General features: G+C 51.2%; 14 protein-coding genes and 3 pseudogenes. 4 read left to right on the top strand and 13 right to left on the bottom strand.

The annotated features are described in order from the left end of the window. Positions 1–2: 2 nt before the first annotated feature. The 12 genes and pseudogenes from OMR58_RS11860 to OMR58_RS11805 all read right to left on the bottom strand — a co-directional run bounded on the left by OMR58_RS11860 (position 3) and on the right by OMR58_RS11805 (position 12,278). Complete coding sequence (locus OMR58_RS11860; protein ID WP_039356906.1) at positions 3–296, bottom strand: TrbC/VirB2 family protein; 294 nt, start codon at positions 294–296, stop codon at positions 3–5. Next, a complete protein-coding gene (locus tag OMR58_RS11855; RefSeq protein WP_264546021.1) occupies positions 296–1,003 on the bottom strand; it encodes a lytic transglycosylase domain-containing protein in 708 nt (235 codons plus the stop codon). The genes OMR58_RS11860 and OMR58_RS11855 overlap by 1 nt, the downstream gene beginning before the upstream one ends. 71 nt (positions 1,004–1,074) lie before the next feature. Continuing rightward, positions 1,075–1,308 (bottom strand): hypothetical protein, encoded by a 234-nt coding sequence (locus OMR58_RS11850; protein ID WP_264546020.1) that lies wholly within the window; start codon positions 1,306–1,308, stop codon positions 1,075–1,077. 397 nt (positions 1,309–1,705) lie between these two features. Continuing rightward, positions 1,706–1,915 (bottom strand): TraR/DksA family transcriptional regulator, encoded by a 210-nt coding sequence (locus tag OMR58_RS11845; RefSeq protein ID WP_264546019.1) that lies wholly within the window; start codon positions 1,913–1,915, stop codon positions 1,706–1,708. Continuing rightward, on the bottom strand, positions 1,905–2,492 hold the full coding sequence (locus tag OMR58_RS11840) for a DUF2857 domain-containing protein (RefSeq protein WP_264546018.1): 588 nt from the start codon (positions 2,490–2,492) through the stop codon (positions 1,905–1,907). Before OMR58_RS11840 ends, OMR58_RS11845 begins: the two co-directional genes overlap by 11 nt. 115 nt (positions 2,493–2,607) lie before the next feature. Next, complete coding sequence (locus OMR58_RS11835; protein ID WP_064170448.1) at positions 2,608–2,799, bottom strand: AlpA family transcriptional regulator; 192 nt, start codon at positions 2,797–2,799, stop codon at positions 2,608–2,610. Between the two features lie 145 nt (positions 2,800–2,944). Then, positions 2,945–3,871, bottom strand: coding sequence for a hypothetical protein (locus tag OMR58_RS11830; protein WP_264546017.1), 927 nt, complete (start codon positions 3,869–3,871; stop codon positions 2,945–2,947). Between the two features lie 506 nt (positions 3,872–4,377). Continuing rightward, entirely contained in the window at positions 4,378–6,084 is a 1,707-nt protein-coding gene (locus OMR58_RS11825; protein ID WP_264546016.1) for a GGDEF domain-containing protein, read from the bottom strand. 425 nt (positions 6,085–6,509) lie between these two features. Next, positions 6,510–6,974: pseudogene (locus OMR58_RS11820) on the bottom strand (ISL3 family transposase); the annotation flags it as partial. Between the two features lie 130 nt (positions 6,975–7,104). Continuing rightward, a pseudogene (locus OMR58_RS11815) lies at positions 7,105–8,367 on the bottom strand (salicylate synthase); the annotation flags it as partial. 87 nt (positions 8,368–8,454) lie between these two features. Then, positions 8,455–9,963, bottom strand: a pseudogene (locus OMR58_RS11810) ((2,3-dihydroxybenzoyl)adenylate synthase); the annotation flags it as partial. 134 nt (positions 9,964–10,097) lie between these two features. Continuing rightward, on the bottom strand, positions 10,098–12,278 hold the full coding sequence (locus OMR58_RS11805; RefSeq protein WP_264546015.1) for a TonB-dependent siderophore receptor: 2,181 nt from the start codon (positions 12,276–12,278) through the stop codon (positions 10,098–10,100). Between the two features lie 154 nt (positions 12,279–12,432). Between OMR58_RS11805 and OMR58_RS11800 the strand changes: the two genes are divergently transcribed. From OMR58_RS11800 to OMR58_RS11785, 4 genes are read left to right on the top strand one after another with little or no spacing between them, the layout of a single operon-like run. After that, on the top strand, positions 12,433–13,977 hold the full coding sequence (locus tag OMR58_RS11800; RefSeq protein WP_264546014.1) for an ABC transporter substrate-binding protein: 1,545 nt from the start codon (positions 12,433–12,435) through the stop codon (positions 13,975–13,977). Beyond that, the gene (locus OMR58_RS11795; protein ID WP_264546013.1) at positions 13,974–14,945 is read left to right on the top strand and encodes an ABC transporter permease; all 972 of its coding nucleotides are present in this window, start codon (positions 13,974–13,976) and stop codon (positions 14,943–14,945) included. Before OMR58_RS11800 ends, OMR58_RS11795 begins: the two co-directional genes overlap by 4 nt. Beyond that, the gene (locus OMR58_RS11790) at positions 14,938–17,334 is read left to right on the top strand and encodes an ABC transporter ATP-binding protein/permease (RefSeq protein ID WP_264546012.1); all 2,397 of its coding nucleotides are present in this window, start codon (positions 14,938–14,940) and stop codon (positions 17,332–17,334) included. Before OMR58_RS11795 ends, OMR58_RS11790 begins: the two co-directional genes overlap by 8 nt. Next, the gene (locus OMR58_RS11785) at positions 17,331–18,080 is read left to right on the top strand and encodes a thioesterase II family protein (RefSeq protein ID WP_064170440.1); all 750 of its coding nucleotides are present in this window, start codon (positions 17,331–17,333) and stop codon (positions 18,078–18,080) included. The genes OMR58_RS11790 and OMR58_RS11785 overlap by 4 nt, the downstream gene beginning before the upstream one ends. On the opposite strand, the gene OMR58_RS11780 is transcribed toward OMR58_RS11785, so the two are convergent. Beyond that, positions 18,065–19,597 carry an MFS transporter gene (locus OMR58_RS11780; RefSeq protein WP_264546011.1) on the bottom strand — a complete coding sequence of 511 codons (1,533 nt, stop codon included), beginning with the start codon at positions 19,595–19,597 and terminating at the stop codon, positions 18,065–18,067. The two genes, OMR58_RS11785 and OMR58_RS11780, sit on opposite strands and share 16 nt — an antisense overlap. Between the last annotated feature and the right edge of the window lie 105 nt (positions 19,598–19,702).

Below are 19,702 nucleotides of genomic sequence, written 5' to 3'. Positions count from 1 at the left end.
CCTCAGCTCATCAGCAGCGCGCCGATCTCACTGCCTCCACCAATCAGGATCCCGCCAATAATGATGTAGGCGCACTGGGAAAGGCTTTCGCCTTTCCAGAGGGTCTTGTAACCCACCCAGATCACGGCCACAGTGATGGTGATGGCCGCCAGACCATGAAGGCCGGTGGAGACTTTTTCCATCACGGTATTTGCGCGAGTGAAACCATCGGCAAACGCCGGTGTTGTAGAAAAAACCATGAGCACACCTACGGAAACCGCACTGACAGCGGTCTTTAGCTTGCGAAAAAGTGTCATTATTCTTCCTCACGGGGTGACTGAGAGAGGCTGCGACGTACTGACGGCGCGGAGGTCTGTGCGATGGCGATGTTCCCCTGACGGAATTTTGCGGGGACGCCCCGGACGACGGTCCCCGGCCAGATCAGACGGGGAGGGGGTGGCTTATCAACAGAAATGGATTCCAGGGGAGTCGATGTTGTGGATTTATTCTCGCGGGTGCCTGGTACGGCATAACCGGGATACGCCGAAACATAACCCACCCGCTGCACATAGCTAGTCCCGGAAAAAGCTGTTTCAGGCTTTTGTCCGGTACGGAAATTGCCGGAGTAGTAGCAGCTCAATGCTCTTTTAAGAGAACCGCCACGTTGGTAGCAGTCGCTTAGAATGCGTTCAAAAACGGACAAATTGGTGCAGGGATCAAGCAGGTCAGAGACCGTCACGCCGTAATGATGGAAATTGGTGCTGGTGATTTGCATCAGTCCCACAGAGTAACGGCGGCCTTGTGTCACGAGGCGGCGAATAATGAGCTCAGCTTTGTCCCGGCTGGCGGGCTGATGGGAGATAACAGGATTGTCACCGGAGGCTCCTCTGGCCTTCGGAACTATCTCGGCGATGGCATAAGGGTTAAAACCGGATTCCACCCGCGCCACGTCGAGCGCGGTGGACGGATGAATACTGGCGGCGCAGTGCATGGCCGCCGCCAGAAAGGCAGTGGTGGAAAGCATGATGGCCTCGGTAAGCAGGCAGCATGCAGGATCTGCTGACGCTGCATGCTGAGGGATCAGAATTAAGAGGATTACTGCGCGGTTTCGAAAGGATCCGTACTCTGCGGCGAACTGTTTTCCTCGCGGGGTTCCAGCAGGACCAGTTTGCCGGAGACGGCAATACCGGGCGTCAGGACAATATTCAGACCGGCTTTACCGTGGTGAGCAAAGGCGACGCCGACTTTTGTCCAGTACGTGTTTTTCTCGCGCTGAGCATCCGGCTGACTTTCCTGGGCAACATACGCGTAATAAACGGGTTTCCTCATGATTTACCCTCTTTGATTAAAACAGTTGAAAATATGTTTCTTGATCACATCCCGATTCTGCATTCCGGTTTTAACGGATCAGCGAGAACATTCAGCGGCACCCTGAATTGTGGTTTTGTGATAGCCCGTTCCGAATTATTAAAGAGCAATACCCGCCCCGGACGAATTAACGTCCATCAGGGCAACCATTCTGTAATGGCGTGTTCAGCATGAGGGATCTGGATCGAGTCATGAACGATAAACTCAAAACAAAAATGAAAGAGTTAATCAGATGGATAAATAAAGAAATGGGAGGGTAGGAAAGGAAGTGGAAGTAACTTATGGGAGTTTTTTTTTATTTTCTGATACAGATAAAGACGTATGATAATTTATTACTCATACGTCTTTTTGCTCACATTTAACACCGACGGCGTTCAAGTTTTTCCTGACATTCCGTACAGGTTGTTACGCCTGGCAGTGCCTGCCGTCGTTGTTCAGGAATAGGTTTACCGCATAAACGGCAGTGGAATAATGATGGTGTTTTTCCCGGTTTGAAACGCCTCTGTTCAATCATCTCTTCCAGCCGCTGCTCATTAAACTCCTGATCGCGGTCAATCTCATCCGGCATGGAGGGTCCTCCTGTGAGCAGCGGCTTCCTTCTCGCACTGCGCAATGCGCTTCCAGACCGTGGTAAGTGACAGCCCTTCGGCTTTCGGCAGCAGGGTTTCGGTCACCTGCATCATGGCGGTCAGTGCATCAGGCGACTCAAGGTTGTCTACCCGGCATTGTTGCCATTGCCGCCAGATTTCAGCATCAGTCTCTTCATTTGGTTCAGGTGTCCGGCCATACGGCACTCTGACACCCAGCAACCGGCGACGAAGACATGTTTCGTTAGAGGTGAGACCAAAATACTGATTAAGCAGGGCTATCGACCCGCCCAGCCGGACCGCCCGGTTAATCTGTTTCTGGCGTTTGTGCTCCTGTCGGGCCAGAGCCAGTAAATGAAGCAGAACATCATGACGGATACTGACGGAAACAAAGGGTGTCATAGCCCGGCTGACCATAAACAGTTCATCAAGCGATAACAGATTAAGGGCGTTCATTTCGTCAAACGTGAATCCCATAGACTCACAGTGGCGAATATCACCCTCTTTGAGAGCATTTAAAGCGTCGGTTAAGACGGCGTAATTCAGTGACGGGATCATCCTGTCGTCTCCTCACGCGATATTTCAGGAAAAAAAAGCGAATAAATAATTAAATCCGAGGGAAAGTCAGATGAAAAGCCTTTCGCAAGGCGTATTCATCATCGTTCACGATTACTTACCCCTGGCGGTTACCTAATTTGACGTTGATCCACTCATCAATTTCAGATTCAAGCCATGCCACGCTGGATGGGCCGATCTTAATTGAACGAGGGAACGAGCAATTTTTCATGTATAGATATATCTGAGAACGTTTCAGGCCAGTTTTTTCTTCAACCTGTTTGAGCCGTAATAAATGATGAGAGGTCATATTTTTCTCCTGTGAATGAAATAACCTGATAGCATTCGGAGTTTATAAGAAACATAGTATTCACCCGCTGGAAAGCAGGTAAACCCTTAATAAGACTCATGACACCATTATTAAGGGTTTTGGGTTTTATCATGTAAAGATGTTTTTAGCGGGATAAGAATGCAGAGGGAGGAGCACCACGCTCCAGAGCATTTTTCAAAGTTTCGGCGCTCAAAGATTCTGTGATGCCGTCATCTGATGCCCATATTTCGAAGATAGAGAGAAGTTTATAGGGATGTTTCAGTAGTGGGCTGATAGCATCATTATGTTTGCAGGCCAGCCAGAATAGACGGGATAAAGGGGTAGTCATACGTGTTGATGAGTTAGGAAATTCTTTGTTCTTTATATATAAATTAATTAGTTTCTCAACTTCCTCCTGACGTATGACAAAACGTGCATCTGGTGGTAAGTCGTGAAGAGGGAAGTACCCTTTTTGCTGATATTTTCTGATAGGGTTTTCAGATATCTGAGAAATAAGATTATGCGAGATATCTTGAGGTAATCTAGAAATTTGTTTTTTCGCACGTTTTAACCAGGTTATCTTCTCGAAGATTTGATAAGCCTCCCCTAGAAAATTAACAGTTACGCCATAGTTGGCAATTTTTGCTCCAATAATCGGTTGGGAAAAATGAAGTTCATGCGCCAGCATTCTCTGCAGCAAAACATATTCATAACCCACTAGTGTCGTATCAATAATCTGTTGCATGGGATGAATATATTTATCTTCGGTACTTAGAATCAAATTTTTCCCGTAAGTAAACCCTCTGTTGTCAAGATGGCATAGTTTGTCAATCAATTCCCCTTCCAGTTGTCTGAATTTTAACTTTCCATTGCTGATTTGTATTTTTTTGAGTATAACAGGTGACTGGAAATAAATTGAAAGAATAATGTTTCCACTTAAAGCATGACGATAAATATCGCTGGGGCAGATCTTTTTCTTTGCTGATTCTGTCGCGATCTCGACGGCTTCTGGGATAGTAACCCAAGCGGGCATTTTATTGTCGATGGTTAATATTAAAGTATTTTTTGGCATGATACCACCTCTTTATGTATTTTATCAAAACAATTAAAGAACAATAATTTTTATGCCATCAGCATAGGTTTTTATCTGGCAATGACCTGATAGGAAATTGGACGGTGGTGACAATAGTGAATTTCGGTTGATGATATACAGACCGTTATCATACTAATAAGTGATCGTGCTATTCAGTTCTAAAATAGGTCTTTTCTCTTTAAAGAGTAGATTTATAAAAGTGTAGTGATACTAACTGCCTAGATATTCATGGGGCTAGTCTACAGCAGACAACAGCAGACAACAGGATAAGGCTTCGCTTTATTAGCCATGGATCCTGGCACCATCAAGAATTTTATAAACTATGGAGGAAATGCTGCATTTAACTCTGCACTGGTAATTTTCCGGGGCGACGACGTTTCCGGTTATACTATCCGTACCCTGGATATAATATTCTGGCCTATGGTGTCTTGCCGTAAGACCTCTCAATGAAATGGTTATATTGCATGTAACCCTGCTTTAGTTGCTTATTCCCGGTCAGAAATATAAATAGAGTCTCTTCCCATCCGTTTTGCCGCATAAAGAGCATTATCCGCTGCAGCAATCAGTTGCGGCCATGAATGCTGTGCTGATGTTCCGGCAATACCGTAGCTGGACGTTATTTTAAGTGATGTATCATCAGATATCTTAATGACAGCATTGTTTATTTCCCTTTGTATCCTTGCCGCGAGAGATTTGGCCTCTGCTATTTTATTACCCCTCATAAGAACAGCGAATTCTTCCCCCCCGATGCGTGCAGCAATATCACCTTCACGGATATTCCTACTTAGAATTGAGGCGGTTGATATAAGCACCTGATCTCCTGCAGGATGACCATGGCGGTCGTTGATTTGCTTAAAATAATCAAGATCCATAATGATCAGATAAACATACTCTCCCGGGATGCTACCGGAAATCCACTGGTTGCCGGTACTCTCAAAAATTCGTCGGTTAAACAGGCCCGTCAGTGCATCTGTTTCCGCAAGGGATTTCAGTTGTTGTGTCAGTTCCTGGCGTTCTTCCAGATACGTTTTAAGGATATCAAGAGAATCGAATAACTGGTTCAGCTCGCGGGAATGGTTGTGATAGGTTGAGGGCACATGGCGTCCTTCAGCCATTCCAACAATGATTTCCCGGGCTTCCAGCAAGGGACGCAATACTCTGAACTGAACCACCAGTACGTTTGCAGATATCAGGATTACCGTTATCAGCATGGCTATCAGGACCATGATAAACAAGCCGGTTTCTTTTTCAGACCTTTTTTTATAATCCGACAGTAACTGCAGCAGATATTCATGCTGCCAGCTTTCAAGATAAATCAGAGTAGTCACATAGCTCTCAGTTAACCCAACCGCAGTGACAGAATACCGGCCACTGTCATTCATCCCTTCGGAAATGAGCTTATTGATAAGGGGACGCCCCTGTTCAAAAAAGTGTTTCCGGGCCTGATTACGTACCGCTGCCAGGCGGCCGGTACCGGTAAAGGGAAATTCACCTGCGGGTACGAGAAAATGCCAGAGCATATTAACCTGTTCATCGGTCCGGTTCAGGCCCTCTTTGTTTTGAGGAGATAATGGGGTATGGGTATAAACAGGTGCAATCAGCCAGGAGCCCATGCGCCCGGCGGCATCCCGAAGTTCAGACAAGGAAACGGCCCGTAGCACCGGGCCGGAAAGTGATGTGTCATCCTCAAACCATCCTGACGATTTGCGCGAAACGATGTCACGAAAAGTATCAGAAACAGCGAACATACTGTTGATTGTCCTCTGGATCTGCTCCTGGTCGGGGGACAATTCTGCAGAAGTTTGATCAACCAGTCTTCGGGCATCCTGTAGCCTGGTCAACAGAACAGTAAGCTGAGCATCCGGAATGAGAGGCATGATTTGTCGCAATGCTTTGTCCGTCATTTGTCTTGCCTGAGAGACTTGACTTCTGGCGGCCGCCTGGTCCCTTATCCCGGAGCTCAGTAAAATGTTCGAAGGGGCTCGTTCAGCCGCGAGCAGATTGGCTGCATTAAGTAGCTGATATAACTCCTGGATAATCAGAGCATTTTGTCTGGCCTGCGAGGAAGCCTGATATGTTCCTCGGAGGATAAGTGTGGCCATCACCCCGGAGAGGATAATTGCCAGTAAACCCCACAACCTCAGTCGTTGCACAAGATTGCCTTTTTCGGGAACAACAAAAAGACTAGCCATTGAGTACTCTGCACGTATTTTTAACCATTTTTTTATCTGATACCTATGTAATATATGCTATTTCTTAAGTTGTGATATCATCATGCTTGTTTGAAATCTCATAGTTTTCTATTTTATATAAATAATTATAGAGGCAGTCTATATCATTATTCAGTATAAAGGAAAAATATATCATATTCATTACAGGTATCAATTATTATAAAGGAATTATCAGTAATTAATTCCACTTGAATGGTATGGTAATAAAAATTCCATGGTCCGTGTCGATTCTGAATTGTAATATGTCCATCCAGGTCAGATTTTACAATCGGGCCATCCACGTGTACGCTTCCATTGTTACCTGCGCCACCACCATCCTCTGAATCTCCTCTCCAATAATCATTACTACCGCCATTGCCGGTGCAGTCATTGAATCTTCGCCACTCATGTATGTCCATTGAGAGCGTTTTGATGACCAGCAACTGTCGGGCAGTCAGGATTGTGAGATAACCAGTAAGACTATCTGTACCAGGGGCGTCCGTTGAGGCCTGCACCCGTCCATCGCGATCGGAGCTCACCATCATATAACGCTGTCTTTTTTAAAGGCTACCTCATCCACATTCATATGACGGGCTGATAATGGCTTTTCTATTCGGACAAGATCTCGCTTAACTGCCCGGGTTATAATGTCGTAAACCGCATTCCAGCTGAACTTAAATTGTTTCATGGCTGCGTCAACGGTTCTGATTTTCAGCCATGAGAGAACGAACGATTCATACAGCAGCGTATATACCGGCCGCATGGCCGCGTCCAAGGAACTGGCAGCGTCTGGCCGCCATATTTCGGGCACATAATGCGGGGAAAATCGGCTTCGATGTTTTGGCTAACAGGCAGGTATCAAGCTGTCGCCAGGTGAAGTCAGCCTGGAAAAGTCCCAACGAAAACTCGGTATCACTCAATAAATGAGTCCAGATAATCGTCGCCCCCCAATCACTCACATGGCTGGTTTTAAAGGGCCATAACAGCCCTTTAAAATTATTCTCATTTATCTGGAATAATAAAACGGCTAACCGACTGTAATTTTTCGATGGTCTCTTCCAGCTCCCTGTCAGGCAACGATTGGTCAATAATCCCCGCACCAGCCTGTAACGCCACTCCACGACCATGCTTATAAAGCGAGCGGAGCACCAGCGCCGCATCCTTTTCACCCTGGCTATTGACCATGAACACGCTGCCGCTATAGGCACCGCGTGAGACCGGCTCCAGCCGCTGAATCGCTTCTATCGCCGGGCGCTTAGGTATCCCCGAAGCAGTTACTGCGGGAAACAATGCGCCAAAGGCATCCCAGGCATCGAACTCTTTGCGAAGTTGTCCTTTTATCCGGGAGGCCAGATGCTGCACACTGCCGCGCAGTGAGACATGCATAAAATCACTGACGTGGGTTGAATGGTTCTCACATAGGGGGAGCAGTTCTTCAATGGCGAGCTTGACGGACACCGCATGCTCAGCAATTTCTTTCGTGTCGTTACTGAGCACTTCGCGCAATCGCCGATTTTCGGCCTCGTCAGCGGTCAGTGCTCGCGTGCCGGCCAGTGGTTGAGTGCTGACAGCGCCAGAATCAGAGACTTCAACCACCGTCTCAGGGCTAAACCCGATGAAGTGATCGTCGTTCAATCGGGCAACAAACGAACGTGCCGGGGTATTGAACCGACGGCCAACGTGATAGCTAGCTAATAAATCGACTGGAGCGGCAAGGGTTATTCGACGAGAAAGAATAATTTTCTGATACTCACCGCGCTGAATTTCTTCCACTGCCAGGGCAACGCGCTGGCAATAGTCGCGCGCATCCTGTTCGCGAATCTGTTTGGCGATTGAAGCTTGCCATTGAGCATCAGGTTCTGGAAACACTGCAATACGATCCGCCGCCTGAACACGCTTCACCAGTTGCGATAAATCCTGATCAGAAGACGCGATCAGTTGTGCTTCCCCCGGCTTTAATTTGATTTGCACATGCGGGATAAAGAGGGTCAGCAGGGGCGTTGCCTCAGGTAAGTGATTTGGCTGCACATCGTGTATCAGGTGTGAGAGCTCGAAATGGCTCACACCATAAGCCTGCCAGTCGCTAAAGGGAATCGCATCCAGCGCCTGTTGCAGATTTGTCTGCCAGCTTCCACCTTGCCAGCTCTTTTCCACGGCGTTGGGCAGGGTGAGTTCAGCACGATCAACATACAGTGAGATTTTTACCTGATTGCCTATTCCAATATCCCAGCATTCGTCGCGCTCATAGGCAATGTGACAATCAGATTCGTTCTTCAGCAAGTGATAAATGACATCGAGCGGGTCAGCCTGCAGGATGAGGGTATGGCTGGACTCACTGCTGTCCAGGGCAAGCATGGCAATATTCGCCAGCTGACGCTTATCGATCTTGCCAACGGCGGTTAATGGCCAACGCTTAACAGGTAATAACTGGTCAGGCAGTTTATTATTGCTGACACCTTGTTGCTGCAGGTAGCCACGTAAATCAGCCAGTGTCAGGTGGGTATCACCTGGTAAACAGGCACAGATACGTTCACCCAGGCGTGCATCCTCAACACCAATTACGACGCAGCTTGCCACATCAGGGTGATTAGCGATAAACGACTCAATCTCTGCGCAACCCACCTTTTCACCGGCACGATTAATTTGCTCTTTGAGCCGACCTTCCACGACGAAGTTACCCGCATCGGTAAGGCGCACCAGGTCACCAGAACGGTAAAAATGATCCGGTGTGAACGCCTGCAGATTTTGCGCTTCAGCGCGATAATAGCCACCGATAGTATAGGGGCCGCGGGTAAGAAGTTCGCCGGAGACTTCGATTCCTACGGGAAGTCCATCCTGATTCACCACTCTTATTTGGTCCGCATCTGAAATCGGACGACCCTGAGTGTGTAAAATCACGTCATCGCTATCATCAAGCCGTGTGCAACAAATCAGTCCCTCAGCCATACCGAAAACTTGCTGGAGCTGACAGTCAAAGGCGGGTTTGACTTTTGCTGCCAGTTGACTGTCCAGCCGTGCTCCCCCTACCTGAATAAATTGCAAACTGGAGAGGTCGCTTTCATCCCATGCCCGACACTCCAGCCACAGGGTGACAAGCGGTGGTACCAGTGCAGTGAAAGTGACTTTCTCCTGCTCAATAAGAGGGAACACTTCATCACAGCCTGAGGTTTGTGCCAGTACCACTTTGCCGCCTGATAATAGAGTGCCCAGCACTCCCGGGCAGGAGAGGGTGAAGTTGTGTGCCACAGCCAATGTTGCCAGATACACACTTTGGCTGGAAAGCTGGCAGATCTCCGCCATGCGACGTGCGTTGTAAAAGTAATCGGCGTGCGTGCGTGGTATCAATTTGGGCGTACCGGTGCTGCCACCAGAAAGAAGGAGGAGGGCAATATCCTCAGCATGCGGTGCAGGCAAAGGCTGGGGCTCGGACTGAAACGCTGTCATCACTGAGTCTGCATCGTCATGGATTTTCACCTGCCAGCGTTGCATACCGGGATGTTTAACCGCCATATCCGATGCCAATGTTTGATAGTCATGCCCAAGGTAGTGATGAGGATAAAACCAGGCTTTGGGTTCTGCCAGTTGGCTCAAGGCATCAATGTCTGCCGCTTTCTGGCCAGGCATGGCAAGAATCGGGCGTGCGCCGAGACGGAACAGAGCGAACAGTGTTGCCACGAGGCCAATACAGTTTGGCAACTGCAGCAACACATTATCTTGAGAGCGAATCCCACGCGCGGCTAATCCCGCAGCAAGTCTGTCGGCCAGATTATCCAGCCCGGCGTAACTCAGATGCTGCTTTCCTGCCACCAGTGCGATGCTGGTGGGTTGCCGAATTGCCCACTGGCGTAACTGTTCACCCAGTGGCTGATCGACCCAATAGCCATTTTGTCGATAGTGTTCACGTTCACTGTCACTCCAGGCGCTGTAACGTTGACGTTCTTTCATGATCTTTCTCCTTGCCGAAAAGGATTGCCGACCACTGGCCGGCAATCACATCAAAAGTCCCAGCTAAATTTGGCTATCACCTGACGGCCTGCTCCCCAGAAACAGCCGGTGTTGGTGGAATAGCAGCCTGCGACAACTTTGCGGTCCAGCAGGTTTTGTGCCGTCAGTTGCACTTTGCCACCGCGTAACGAAGGATCGAGCTTGCCGAGTTCATAGCGGATTGAAGCATCCATCAGGCCATAACCCCCGGTGTTAAACTGATCGTTCATGGTGCCGCCCTTGGTGCCGCCGCTGAAACGCCCCCCCACAGCAACGCCTAATCCCTCAACCTCTGTGCCTGCTGGCGCCTGCCAGTCCAGCCATAGCGCACCAAATGTCCGTGGTACGCGCAGTGGGGTTTTGCCTTCGCGGCCTTGAGTGTCCTGGGTGTACTTCACCTGCTGCAGTGTGTAGCTACCGATCACACTTAACTGTTCGGTTAAGGCGCCCCGCGCCTCCAGCTCAAGCCCGCGTGCACGAATTTTTCCGCCCTGAGTCTGGAAAGCGGAATTCGCCGGATCAGTGCTCAGGCTCTTGTCCTGTGTAAGGTTGTACACAGCGGCAGAAAGCAGGGTCGTGGTACCCGGTGGCTGATACTTCACACCAAACTCATAGAGTTCGCCGCGACTGGGTTTAAAGGGTTGTTGATCGCGAGAAAGACCGGCAACCGGCTGGAAAGATTGCGCCCAGGTGAAATAAGGCGAGATGCCATTGTTAAACAGATAATTCAGGCCAACACGTCCCGTGGTGGCCTGATCGTGTTGCTCGTAATTCTGGCCGTAGAGAAAATCTTCATTGATGATTTTGCTCCAGTCGTGGCGGATACCCACTGTGGTACGCCACTGCTGCCAGGCAATCTGGTCCTGCAGATAGACGCCCGTTTGCGTGGATGAAACGCGGCTATCCTGCCATAGCGCGGTTGGGCCAAATTCGGCGACACCATAGTCAGGATGATAAATATCAAGAGATGACACGCTGCCACTACCGTAGTAAGTATGGCCGCGCATATGGTCAACGCCCACACCCGTCAGTAACTCATGACTCAATGCACCCGTATCGAAAAAACCGTGGATCTGATTATCAAAATTGAGTGTGTTGTAATGCTCGTCAGAGACTGCGGTGTTGCGGCTAATGGTGCGCATATCGTCGTTCAGACCTGACATGATCACTGCATCATAATTGGACGTTTCGCCGAAATAGCGACCTTTTAAGACCGTGGACCAGTCTTCGCTGAAATTATGGGTGTAGTTGTAGCCCACGGTTGATTGTTTACGACTAAAGGTGTTGTGGTTTGGCTCACCCGGGTAAGCATCCCGCGGCAGTTTGCCATTTGGGTTGCTGAACACCGTGCCATAGGCAGGCAAAGAAGTGATCACCCCCAAATCCGGGTCGTACTGAAAGCGTGAGTAAAGCGTCAGACTGTTGTTGTCATCAGGATTAAAGGTGATGGAGGGGGCCAGCGCATAGCCTTTGAGTTTCGTGCCCTGCTGCATGCCGTCGGCGAGATGGCCGGTGGCGACGAAGCGATAGAGTACGCTTCCGCTGTCATTCACTGCCCCACCAAAGTCAAAGCCGACCCGTCCGTAATTCTTCGTACCACCTTCAACTTCTACATGACGAATCGTTTCACGCGTCGGCAATTTGCTGGTGAGTGCAATGACACCGCCGGGATTTGATAACCCATACAGCACGGAAGCGGGTCCGCGTAAGACATCGATCTGTTCCAGAAGGAAAGGGTCGACCTGCTGCACACCAAACAGCAGGCCATTGGTATTGCGTAAACCATCCTGAAACACATCAGAATAGCCAGTGTCGCTGTAATTAAACCCACGAATAGTGAACTGATCAAATGCGGTTACGCCGCCCCATTGCTCGGCCGCCACGCCTGGCGTGTAGCGCAGTGCTTCGTTCAGGCTGCGTGAGTTTTGGTCATTCATCTGCTGACGGGTGATCACTGACACTGATTGCGGTGTTTCCACCAGCGGTGTCGTGGTTTTAGTTGCGCTGCTGCTTTCCTTTGCCGAAAGCCTGCTTCCGTGTGACACCTCATCCTGTGCTATCACTGTTATGGTCGAATTATTTTGCTGCGCCCAGGCACTTTGCAGCGCGAGGGTGAGTAATGAAAGTGAAAGGCCCGTTACTGCGCGTTGTGTGATTTTTTTTCCTGCCAAATACGAAGCGGTGCGTTCCATAACAATCCTCTGCCTGAAAATAATAAAAGGTTTTCTTAATGTTTATCTTGAGAATGATTATCAATAGCGTTGATAGCTGTGTAATGATATAACATATGATATGGTCATTAATGAAGCGGAAATTTAATGATTTCGTTAAGGGAGAGGCGGGGATATGAACCAGAGTTTAACCAGAAGAACACTGATAAAAACAATGGGTATTGGCGCGGGTATCGCGCTCAGCAATGGGTTTTTACCGCTGGCATGGGCAGATGAACCCAAGCCGCGGAGAGGTGGAATACTGCGTGCCGCGTTCGCAGGTTCCAGCAGTGATTCAACCGACGTGTTGCGATCCACCAACAGTAATATCGACTATGTACGCGCACGCTTAGTGTGGGATTCATTAGCGGAAGTAGACAATCAACGTATCGTATGGCGCCTGATGGAATCTGCAGATCCTAATCACGATGCGACACGCTGGACCGTAAAACTTCGGCAGGGCGTCACATTCAGTGATGGTCGTCAACTCACCAGCAAAGATGTGATGTTCAGCCTGCGTACCTGGATGAGCCAGCCGGGTAGCCAAAGTGGCTGGCTGAAGCCGCTCGATCTGACGGCATCACGTCTTGAGGATGATCGCACACTGACATTGCAGTTGCACAAACCGGTGGGTTCATTTGATTTATTACTGGCGCAGTCAATCTTTATTTTTCCAGAAAATACGCAGGACTTTACTGCGGCAGTGGGGAGTGGACCTTACACACTCAAATCCTGGTCACAGGATAAAAGTGTGCTGCAGGCGCGTTCAGACTATTGGGATGCGGCAAACGGTGGTCCGTGGCTGGATGAGATTCACCTCTACAGCGTCGGTGACACCACTGCACGCCTCAACGGTTTGAAAGCGGGGCAGTTTGATTATGTGGGGGGGATGGCGCTACTCACCGCGCGATCAGAGCAAGCTAATCCGGCAGTGAAACTGTGGCACTCTCCGAAATCGGAGATGAGCAATCTGGCATTTAGTATGAATCTCAGTAAGGCACCCTTTAATCACGCCGCGGTTGTCGAAGCGCTGAAATATGCGATTGACCGGGAAACGATGGTACGCGCAGTGACCATGGGATTAGGCGAAGTCGCGAATGATGCCCTGGGCGCGGGGCAACCGTGGTTCAATGGGGAATTGCCGACCCGCCATTACGATCCTGAACGTGCCCGTGCGCTGTTGCAGAAGGCAGGCATAGCCTCTGTTGCCGCAAAGATACGCACCAGCGACTACGAATACGGTACGGCCGAAAGCGCTACATTACTGCTACGACAGGTAAAAGGGACGGGATTTGATCTGCAACTGGACCGCGTTCCCGCTGCCGATTACTACAGCGATTTTAATCTGCTGCTGAATACACCATTACAAACCAATCTTTATCGCCCGATGCCGCTGCCCGTTGCGTTGCCATTCTATTATGGCCATGCGGCTCCCTGGTCATTCACCGGCCCGGCTACGCCGCAACTTGACGATCTGATGAATGCGATGCAGGCAGCACGCGGTGATGCGTTGCGCCAGCGTGTTGCTGATGTTCAGTACTACCTGTGGCAGCAGGGCGGTGACGCGATCTTTGCGCGAATTCCGTCTATTGCCGCTTCTGCACCAGGTGTGTTTGGCGTCAAAGCGGCTGGCTTCTTTGACTATCCGCTGCTGCGTGATGCCTGGCTGCGTTCAGCATGAAGTGTCAGGTTTTAATTAAACACCTGCTATGGCGTGCATCGCAGGCGGTTTTCACCTTGTGGCTTCTTTCGGTGATGATCTTTTGTGCCATGTCGCTGGTTAAAGGTGATGCCGCCAGCCAGCGTCTGGCAGGGACGGGGAGTCGCGAGCAGGTGACGGCGTTACGCGCGCAGCTGGGTCTTGATCAGCCTTTAGCTGCACGCTATCTGCAGTGGGCCAGGGGTGTCATGCACGGTGACTGGGGGACCAGCTACTTAAACGGGCGATCCGTAAGTACGCTCATTCGCGAGCGTGGGGGGGGCTCACTGGCATTAGGGGCCAGCGCCAGCGTGTTGCTGGTGGTGATCGCCCTGGGCTTAGGCATCTATTGTGGGCTGCATCCAGGCAGTGTCATCGACAGGGGCATCAGTCTTCTTTCCCTGGGATTCGCGGCGTTACCGGAATTTGTGACGGGCACACTGTTGGTGATGGTGTTTTCGTTAACGCTTCACTGGTTGCCTGCGCTTTCGCTTCTCTCACCGGGCCAGTCGTTGTGGTCGCAGTGGCCACTGTTTATTTTGCCAATAATGACACTGCTCAGTGTCGCGTTAGCGCAGAACATCAAACTGGTCCGCCTTGGTGTTATGCGTGCTTCTCAGTCTCCAGCCTGTGAATGCGCCCGGTTGAATGGAATAGCGGAATACCGCGTGGTATTGCACTGGATCCTGCCCGAAGCATTAGGCCACTGTTTACCGGTCCTGGCACGTTACATCACTTATCTGTTTGCTGGCGCACTGGTTGCAGAAACACTGTTTGGCTGGCCAGGCCTGGCAGCGGCACTTCTTAATGCCACGCTATCGCGCGATACGCCGGTGGTGATGGGCATCTCGATGGTGATGTGTACACTGACGGTGCTACTGAATCTCCTCGCGGATAGTTTGACCGCGCTGCTTAACCCTGCTGCGTTCCGGGGAGGGCGCGATGAGTAAACGGCCATATGCAGGATTCGTCTTCTTCAGCCTGATGGCATTCATCGGTCTTATCGGCCCCTGGCTGGCACCTTATGCGATCGATGAGATACGTGATATGCCCTTTGCTGCGCCAAATTCAGCGGCGTGGATGGGGACAGATTATCTCGGCGCAGACGTCTTCAGCCGCCTGCTCAGCGGTGGTCAACTACTCTTATTGCTGGCCTGCCTGAGCGTATTACTGGCCTGGCTGATTGGCGGACTGATGGGGATGCTTGCTGCGCTGAAAGGACGCTGGATTGAACGGATGTTGTTGGTGCTGGCTGACATCCTGCTCAGTATTCCGGGGCTGCTGTTACTGACACTGGTGGTTACCGTTAGCGGGCGCGGTTATACGGCCGCAGTGGTTGCGGCGATATTGGTGATGGTGCCCGATATTTTCCGTCTGGTTCGTGCCGCGACGTTGCAACAATTACAGCAAGATTACGTCGACATGGCGCGCTGTCGGGGAGAATCACTGGCAGCGATTCTCTGTCGGGAGATCATGCCTAACCTGTTACCCCTGCTCAGTGCAGATATTGGCCTTCGCCTGCTGGCAGCCATTTTTATTTTGGCCACCGCCAGTTTTCTTGGGCTGGCGGCGCAACAACCCTTGGCTGACTGGGGGCTGATGATCATGGAGAACCGTCAGGGGTTATCGTTTCAACCCTGGGCAACCCTCGCGCCGATCTTTGCCATCCTGTTGCTGCTTATTCCTCTGAACCTGAGTCTGGATGGATTGTTTGTTTCTGCGCGTAGAAGATATGCGCCTCCGGTGGCCTCGTTTTCGCACGCACAAAGCATTGCCGATAGTAGGCTAAATATTCAACAGCTTAGCGTTGAACTTCCTGAACAGACGTTGATCAACACCGTTTCGCTGCAGATAAAAAGGGGTGAAATTGCGGCGCTGGTCGGTACTTCAGGCAGTGGTAAAAGCACTTTACTGCGTGCGGCACTGGGGCTCTTTCCCGACACTACAACTGCCATTCGCGGTGAGGTATGGCTCGCAGGGCAGTCGCTCTTTTCAATCAATGCCCGAGCATTGCGAAAGCTTCGTGCCCGGCACGTTGGCTTTGTGCCGCAAGATCCCCGTCTGAGTATGGTACCTTCGCAAACGCTGGGCGCGTATTTACGTTGGATGGCTGCCCGTCGCGGACTCACAGATGCTCAACGCGTTCAGCAGGTGACGTCTCATTTCCGTCAACTGGGGCTGCCCGATGATGCGGCTTTTTTGCGGCGCTATCCACATCAAATCTCTGGCGGACAACTGCAACGCGTGATGGCAGTGGCCGCCATGCTTGGCTATCCTGGCTTGCTACTGATGGATGAGCCGACCAGCGCGCTGGATGGATTGAGTACCCAGGCGGTGATGCACTGGATCGCCTCAACTGCGCGCGCACATCAGATGAGCGTGCTGTTTGTCGCACACGATTTACCACAGGCGAGTCAGATAGCCGACCGGATTCTGGTGATGTCAGAGGGGGAAGTGGTTGAACAACAATCCACTCAGGCATTTTTGCGCACGCCTGATACCCTGGCCGGTCAGCGCCTGCTCAATGCCTGGTTGCCTTGTCCCTCCCCTGAGCAGGAAGCCTCCTCTGCTCAGGTCGTCCTGCGTGCTGAGGCCGTAGAGGCCGCTTATGGCGGACGCACCGCACTGACCTCACTTCAGTTTTCTCTGAGACGCGGTGAGACACTGACCATTGCGGGCCGATCCGGCGGCGGTAAAACCACTCTTATGCGCATTCTGGCTGGTTTACAACCTGATGCCAGCGGCACCTTAAGCCTGCATAACATGCCGCTGCCTCTCAGTATCCATCAACGCAGCCCGTCGCAAAAATGGCAACTGCAATATGTCGCGCAGAATCCCGCCAGCTCCCTGAATGCTTTCTATAGCGTGCGCGCGCTGCTGCGCCGTCCTCTGCGTCTTAGCGATCCCACATTAAGCGCTGAACAGTGTGAACAGAGGGTCATCAGCGTGATGGAGCAGGTCGGGCTTGAGGCCCATTTGCTTGCTCGAAAACCGTCGCAACTCTCCGGCGGTCAGCAGCAGCGTGTGGCACTGGCAAGAGCATTAATTACCCGCCCTGACGTGTTGTTGTGTGATGAGGTGACCAGTGCTTTAGATGGGCCGACGCGTATGGGGCTGGTCCTGCTGTTGCAACAGTTGCAACAGCAGCAGGGTATCGCTCTGTTAATGGTGACTCATGATTTAACCCTTCCTGTACAGTTGGGCGGTTTGCTCATGGTGATCGAGCACGGGCGGGTTGTCGAACAGGGGCGCGTTTCCGAATTGCTTGCACGGCCCACGCATTCAGTGACGTCCCGGCTCATTTCAGCAGCGCAACTCACAGAGGAGACTACGCGTTGACTTCCCCCTGGATACGAACATTAAGCGGATACATTAAGCCTGAGTTACAACTGTTTTGTCTGCCGCATGCGGGCGGCAACGCTGGGCTCTATCGCGGCTGGCGTGAACATCTTCCGCCGGAAATTGAATTGAATGTGATCTGCTATCCCGGTCGTCTGGAGCGTTGGCAGCATCCCATCCCCGCGACGATGCCGGAGCTGGTGGGGGAAGTCTCGCGGGCTATTGCTCCGCATCTTGGCGAGAACTGGGCTATTTTCGGCCACAGTATGGGAGCCGTTGTCGCGCATGAAACGATTCTGGCATTAAAATGCGATGATTTACCTCCACCGCAACTGTTGGCGGTCTCCGCCCGTGAGGCGCCGCAGTTTCATCAGCCCGGCCTTTTACATCAACAGGATGATGAAGCACTGTGCCAAGAGCTACTGCGCCTGGACGGCACCGATCCCGTGTTGTTGACCCTACCCGAGATGCGCGAACTCATTCTGCCCACGATGCGGGCGGATTATGCGTTGATTGAGCAGTGGCAGCTGAGTTCCAGACAGCTGCTGTCATGCCCCATCGCTGCCTTCATGGGCAGCGAAGATCCGGAACTTGATCAAATGCAGGCGGAAGGATGGGCAAGCTGGACAACAGCCAGTTTCACCCTGGACTGTTTTTGCGGTGGACATTTTTACTTCAGGGAACACCCACAGCCACTTCTTTCACGATTACTGGCACGATTAAGTGCGGTTCAGGCACTGTCCTGAGTCTGTTCCGGCTGTGGTTGTACCGGACGAATCAACCACAGTGCCGCCAGACCGGCGAGGGCACTTGCAACGGCGGCAACGCGGAATAAGAGGTTTAATCCATCTACCCATGCCTGCAAGGCCCGTTGCTGCAGTTCGGGCACGGCATTCAGCACATCAAACTGCGCGCTGCTGATGGCCTGAAGGGCTGATGCAGGCTGACTGATACCAGAGGCACTTAACAGGGAGAGCGGCAAAGCTTGCTGGATCACATGGTTGAGTAACAGTCCAAACAACGCGATACCCACAGCAGTACCGAGCGGGAAGAACGTATTTGCAGTGCCCGATGCAACGCCGGCCTGACGCGCAGGAACAACACTAACAGCGAGATCCATCAGATGCGGCATGGTTAATCCAGCACCGATACCCAGCATCAACAGCAGCGGAAGGATCACCAGCCAGTCGCTGTGAATTTGCACATGGCTACTGAGGGTCAGACCGAAAGCCACAATGAACATGCCAATTGCCAGCACTACGCGGACTGGAATCAGTCTTGAAAGCGGACCACTTAATCCGGCGGCGACCACCATCGCCAGTGACTGACTCAAAAGAATCAAACCGGTGTGCCACGCCGAATAGTGCAACAGGCCGCTCAGCCAAAGCGTAATAAACGGCAGCAAGCCAAAACTGAAAATGCGGCCTGCAAAGCTGAGCAGAATTGCCGCCAGGAACGTAGGGATGCGAAACAAACGTAAATGCAGCAGGGCGCGATCACCCCGCTGAGCCTCAATCCATAAAAACAATAAAGCCGAAGCGATCCCGATGAGCAGTGCGTGGCGGACAACGGGAGTGGCATCAGATGAAAAGTTGAGTGCTGCGTAGTTCAGGCTAAACAGGCTGAGAGTGACGAAAACCGCGCCAGCGACATCGACAGGATAACGCGGTGCGGGTACGGGTTTTTCATCAACATGGCGCAGGGTGAGAAAAATGATCAGAAATCCGACGGGGATGTTGATGGCAAACAGCCACGGCCAGCTGGCCCATTGGATGAGTATGCCGCCAATCAGGGGGCCAGTTGCCGCTGACACGGCTCCCCCTGCGGCAAATAATCCCACCGCACTGGTACGAACCCTGGGCGATTCACCCTCACAGGCACTGGTAATCAGTGCCAGCGCAGTCCCCAGTACCATGGCACCGCCAGCGCCCTGGAGTACTCGGGCAACGATCAACGCATTGATGGTAGGTGCCAGTGCGCAGCCCAGTGAGGCCAAAACAAATAATCCATTACCACACAAAAAAATCGGACGCCGACCCAGCCGGTCGGAGATGGCGCCAGCCAGTAATAACAGGGCGGCAAAGCTCAGGGTATATCCATTAATTACCCACTGTAACTGTGCAAGATTGGTAAGGAAACCTTCACCTATTTTTGGTAGTGCAATATTCACGACCGTGATGTCCAGTGTCATGATAGCAGCACTCAATGCGGCCACCAGCGTGGTCCATCTACGATTTTTTGCCTGTTCTTCATTCATTAACATGTCGTTGTTCCTTGTTTTCATCCCGTCATTTACAAATTTTATTAAAAAACCATCGTGATAATGATTATCATTTATATTTATATCGTGTAACGTTATAACATACAA

It is taken from the genome of Erwinia sp. INIA01 (assembly GCF_025947915.1).
Lineage (GTDB): Bacteria > Pseudomonadota > Gammaproteobacteria > Enterobacterales > Enterobacteriaceae > Erwinia > Erwinia coffeiphila.
Note: the sequence above shows the minus strand (reverse complement) of the source record. Positions and strands in the feature narration are given on the sequence as shown.

Excerpts from the sequence above, each read along its gene's own strand:
- OMR58_RS11860 (WP_039356906.1), bottom strand. The coding sequence starts at position 296 with ATGACACTTTTTCGCAAGCTAAAGACCGCTGTCAGTGCGGTTTCCGTA.
- OMR58_RS11855 (WP_264546021.1), bottom strand. The coding sequence starts at position 1,003 with ATGCTTTCCACCACTGCCTTTCTGGCGGCGGCCATGCACTGCGCCGCC.
- OMR58_RS11850 (WP_264546020.1), bottom strand. The coding sequence starts at position 1,308 with ATGAGGAAACCCGTTTATTACGCGTATGTTGCCCAGGAAAGTCAGCCG.
- OMR58_RS11845 (WP_264546019.1), bottom strand. The coding sequence starts at position 1,915 with ATGCCGGATGAGATTGACCGCGATCAGGAGTTTAATGAGCAGCGGCTG.
- OMR58_RS11840 (WP_264546018.1), bottom strand. The coding sequence starts at position 2,492 with ATGATCCCGTCACTGAATTACGCCGTCTTAACCGACGCTTTAAATGCT.
- OMR58_RS11835 (WP_064170448.1), bottom strand. The coding sequence starts at position 2,799 with ATGACCTCTCATCATTTATTACGGCTCAAACAGGTTGAAGAAAAAACT.
- OMR58_RS11830 (WP_264546017.1), bottom strand. The coding sequence starts at position 3,871 with ATGCCAAAAAATACTTTAATATTAACCATCGACAATAAAATGCCCGCT.
- OMR58_RS11825 (WP_264546016.1), bottom strand. The coding sequence starts at position 6,084 with ATGGCTAGTCTTTTTGTTGTTCCCGAAAAAGGCAATCTTGTGCAACGA.
- OMR58_RS11805 (WP_264546015.1), bottom strand. The coding sequence starts at position 12,278 with ATGGAACGCACCGCTTCGTATTTGGCAGGAAAAAAAATCACACAACGC.
- OMR58_RS11800 (WP_264546014.1), top strand. The coding sequence starts at position 12,433 with ATGAACCAGAGTTTAACCAGAAGAACACTGATAAAAACAATGGGTATT.
- OMR58_RS11795 (WP_264546013.1), top strand. The coding sequence starts at position 13,974 with ATGAAGTGTCAGGTTTTAATTAAACACCTGCTATGGCGTGCATCGCAG.
- OMR58_RS11790 (WP_264546012.1), top strand. The coding sequence starts at position 14,938 with ATGAGTAAACGGCCATATGCAGGATTCGTCTTCTTCAGCCTGATGGCA.
- OMR58_RS11780 (WP_264546011.1), bottom strand. The coding sequence starts at position 19,597 with ATGTTAATGAATGAAGAACAGGCAAAAAATCGTAGATGGACCACGCTG.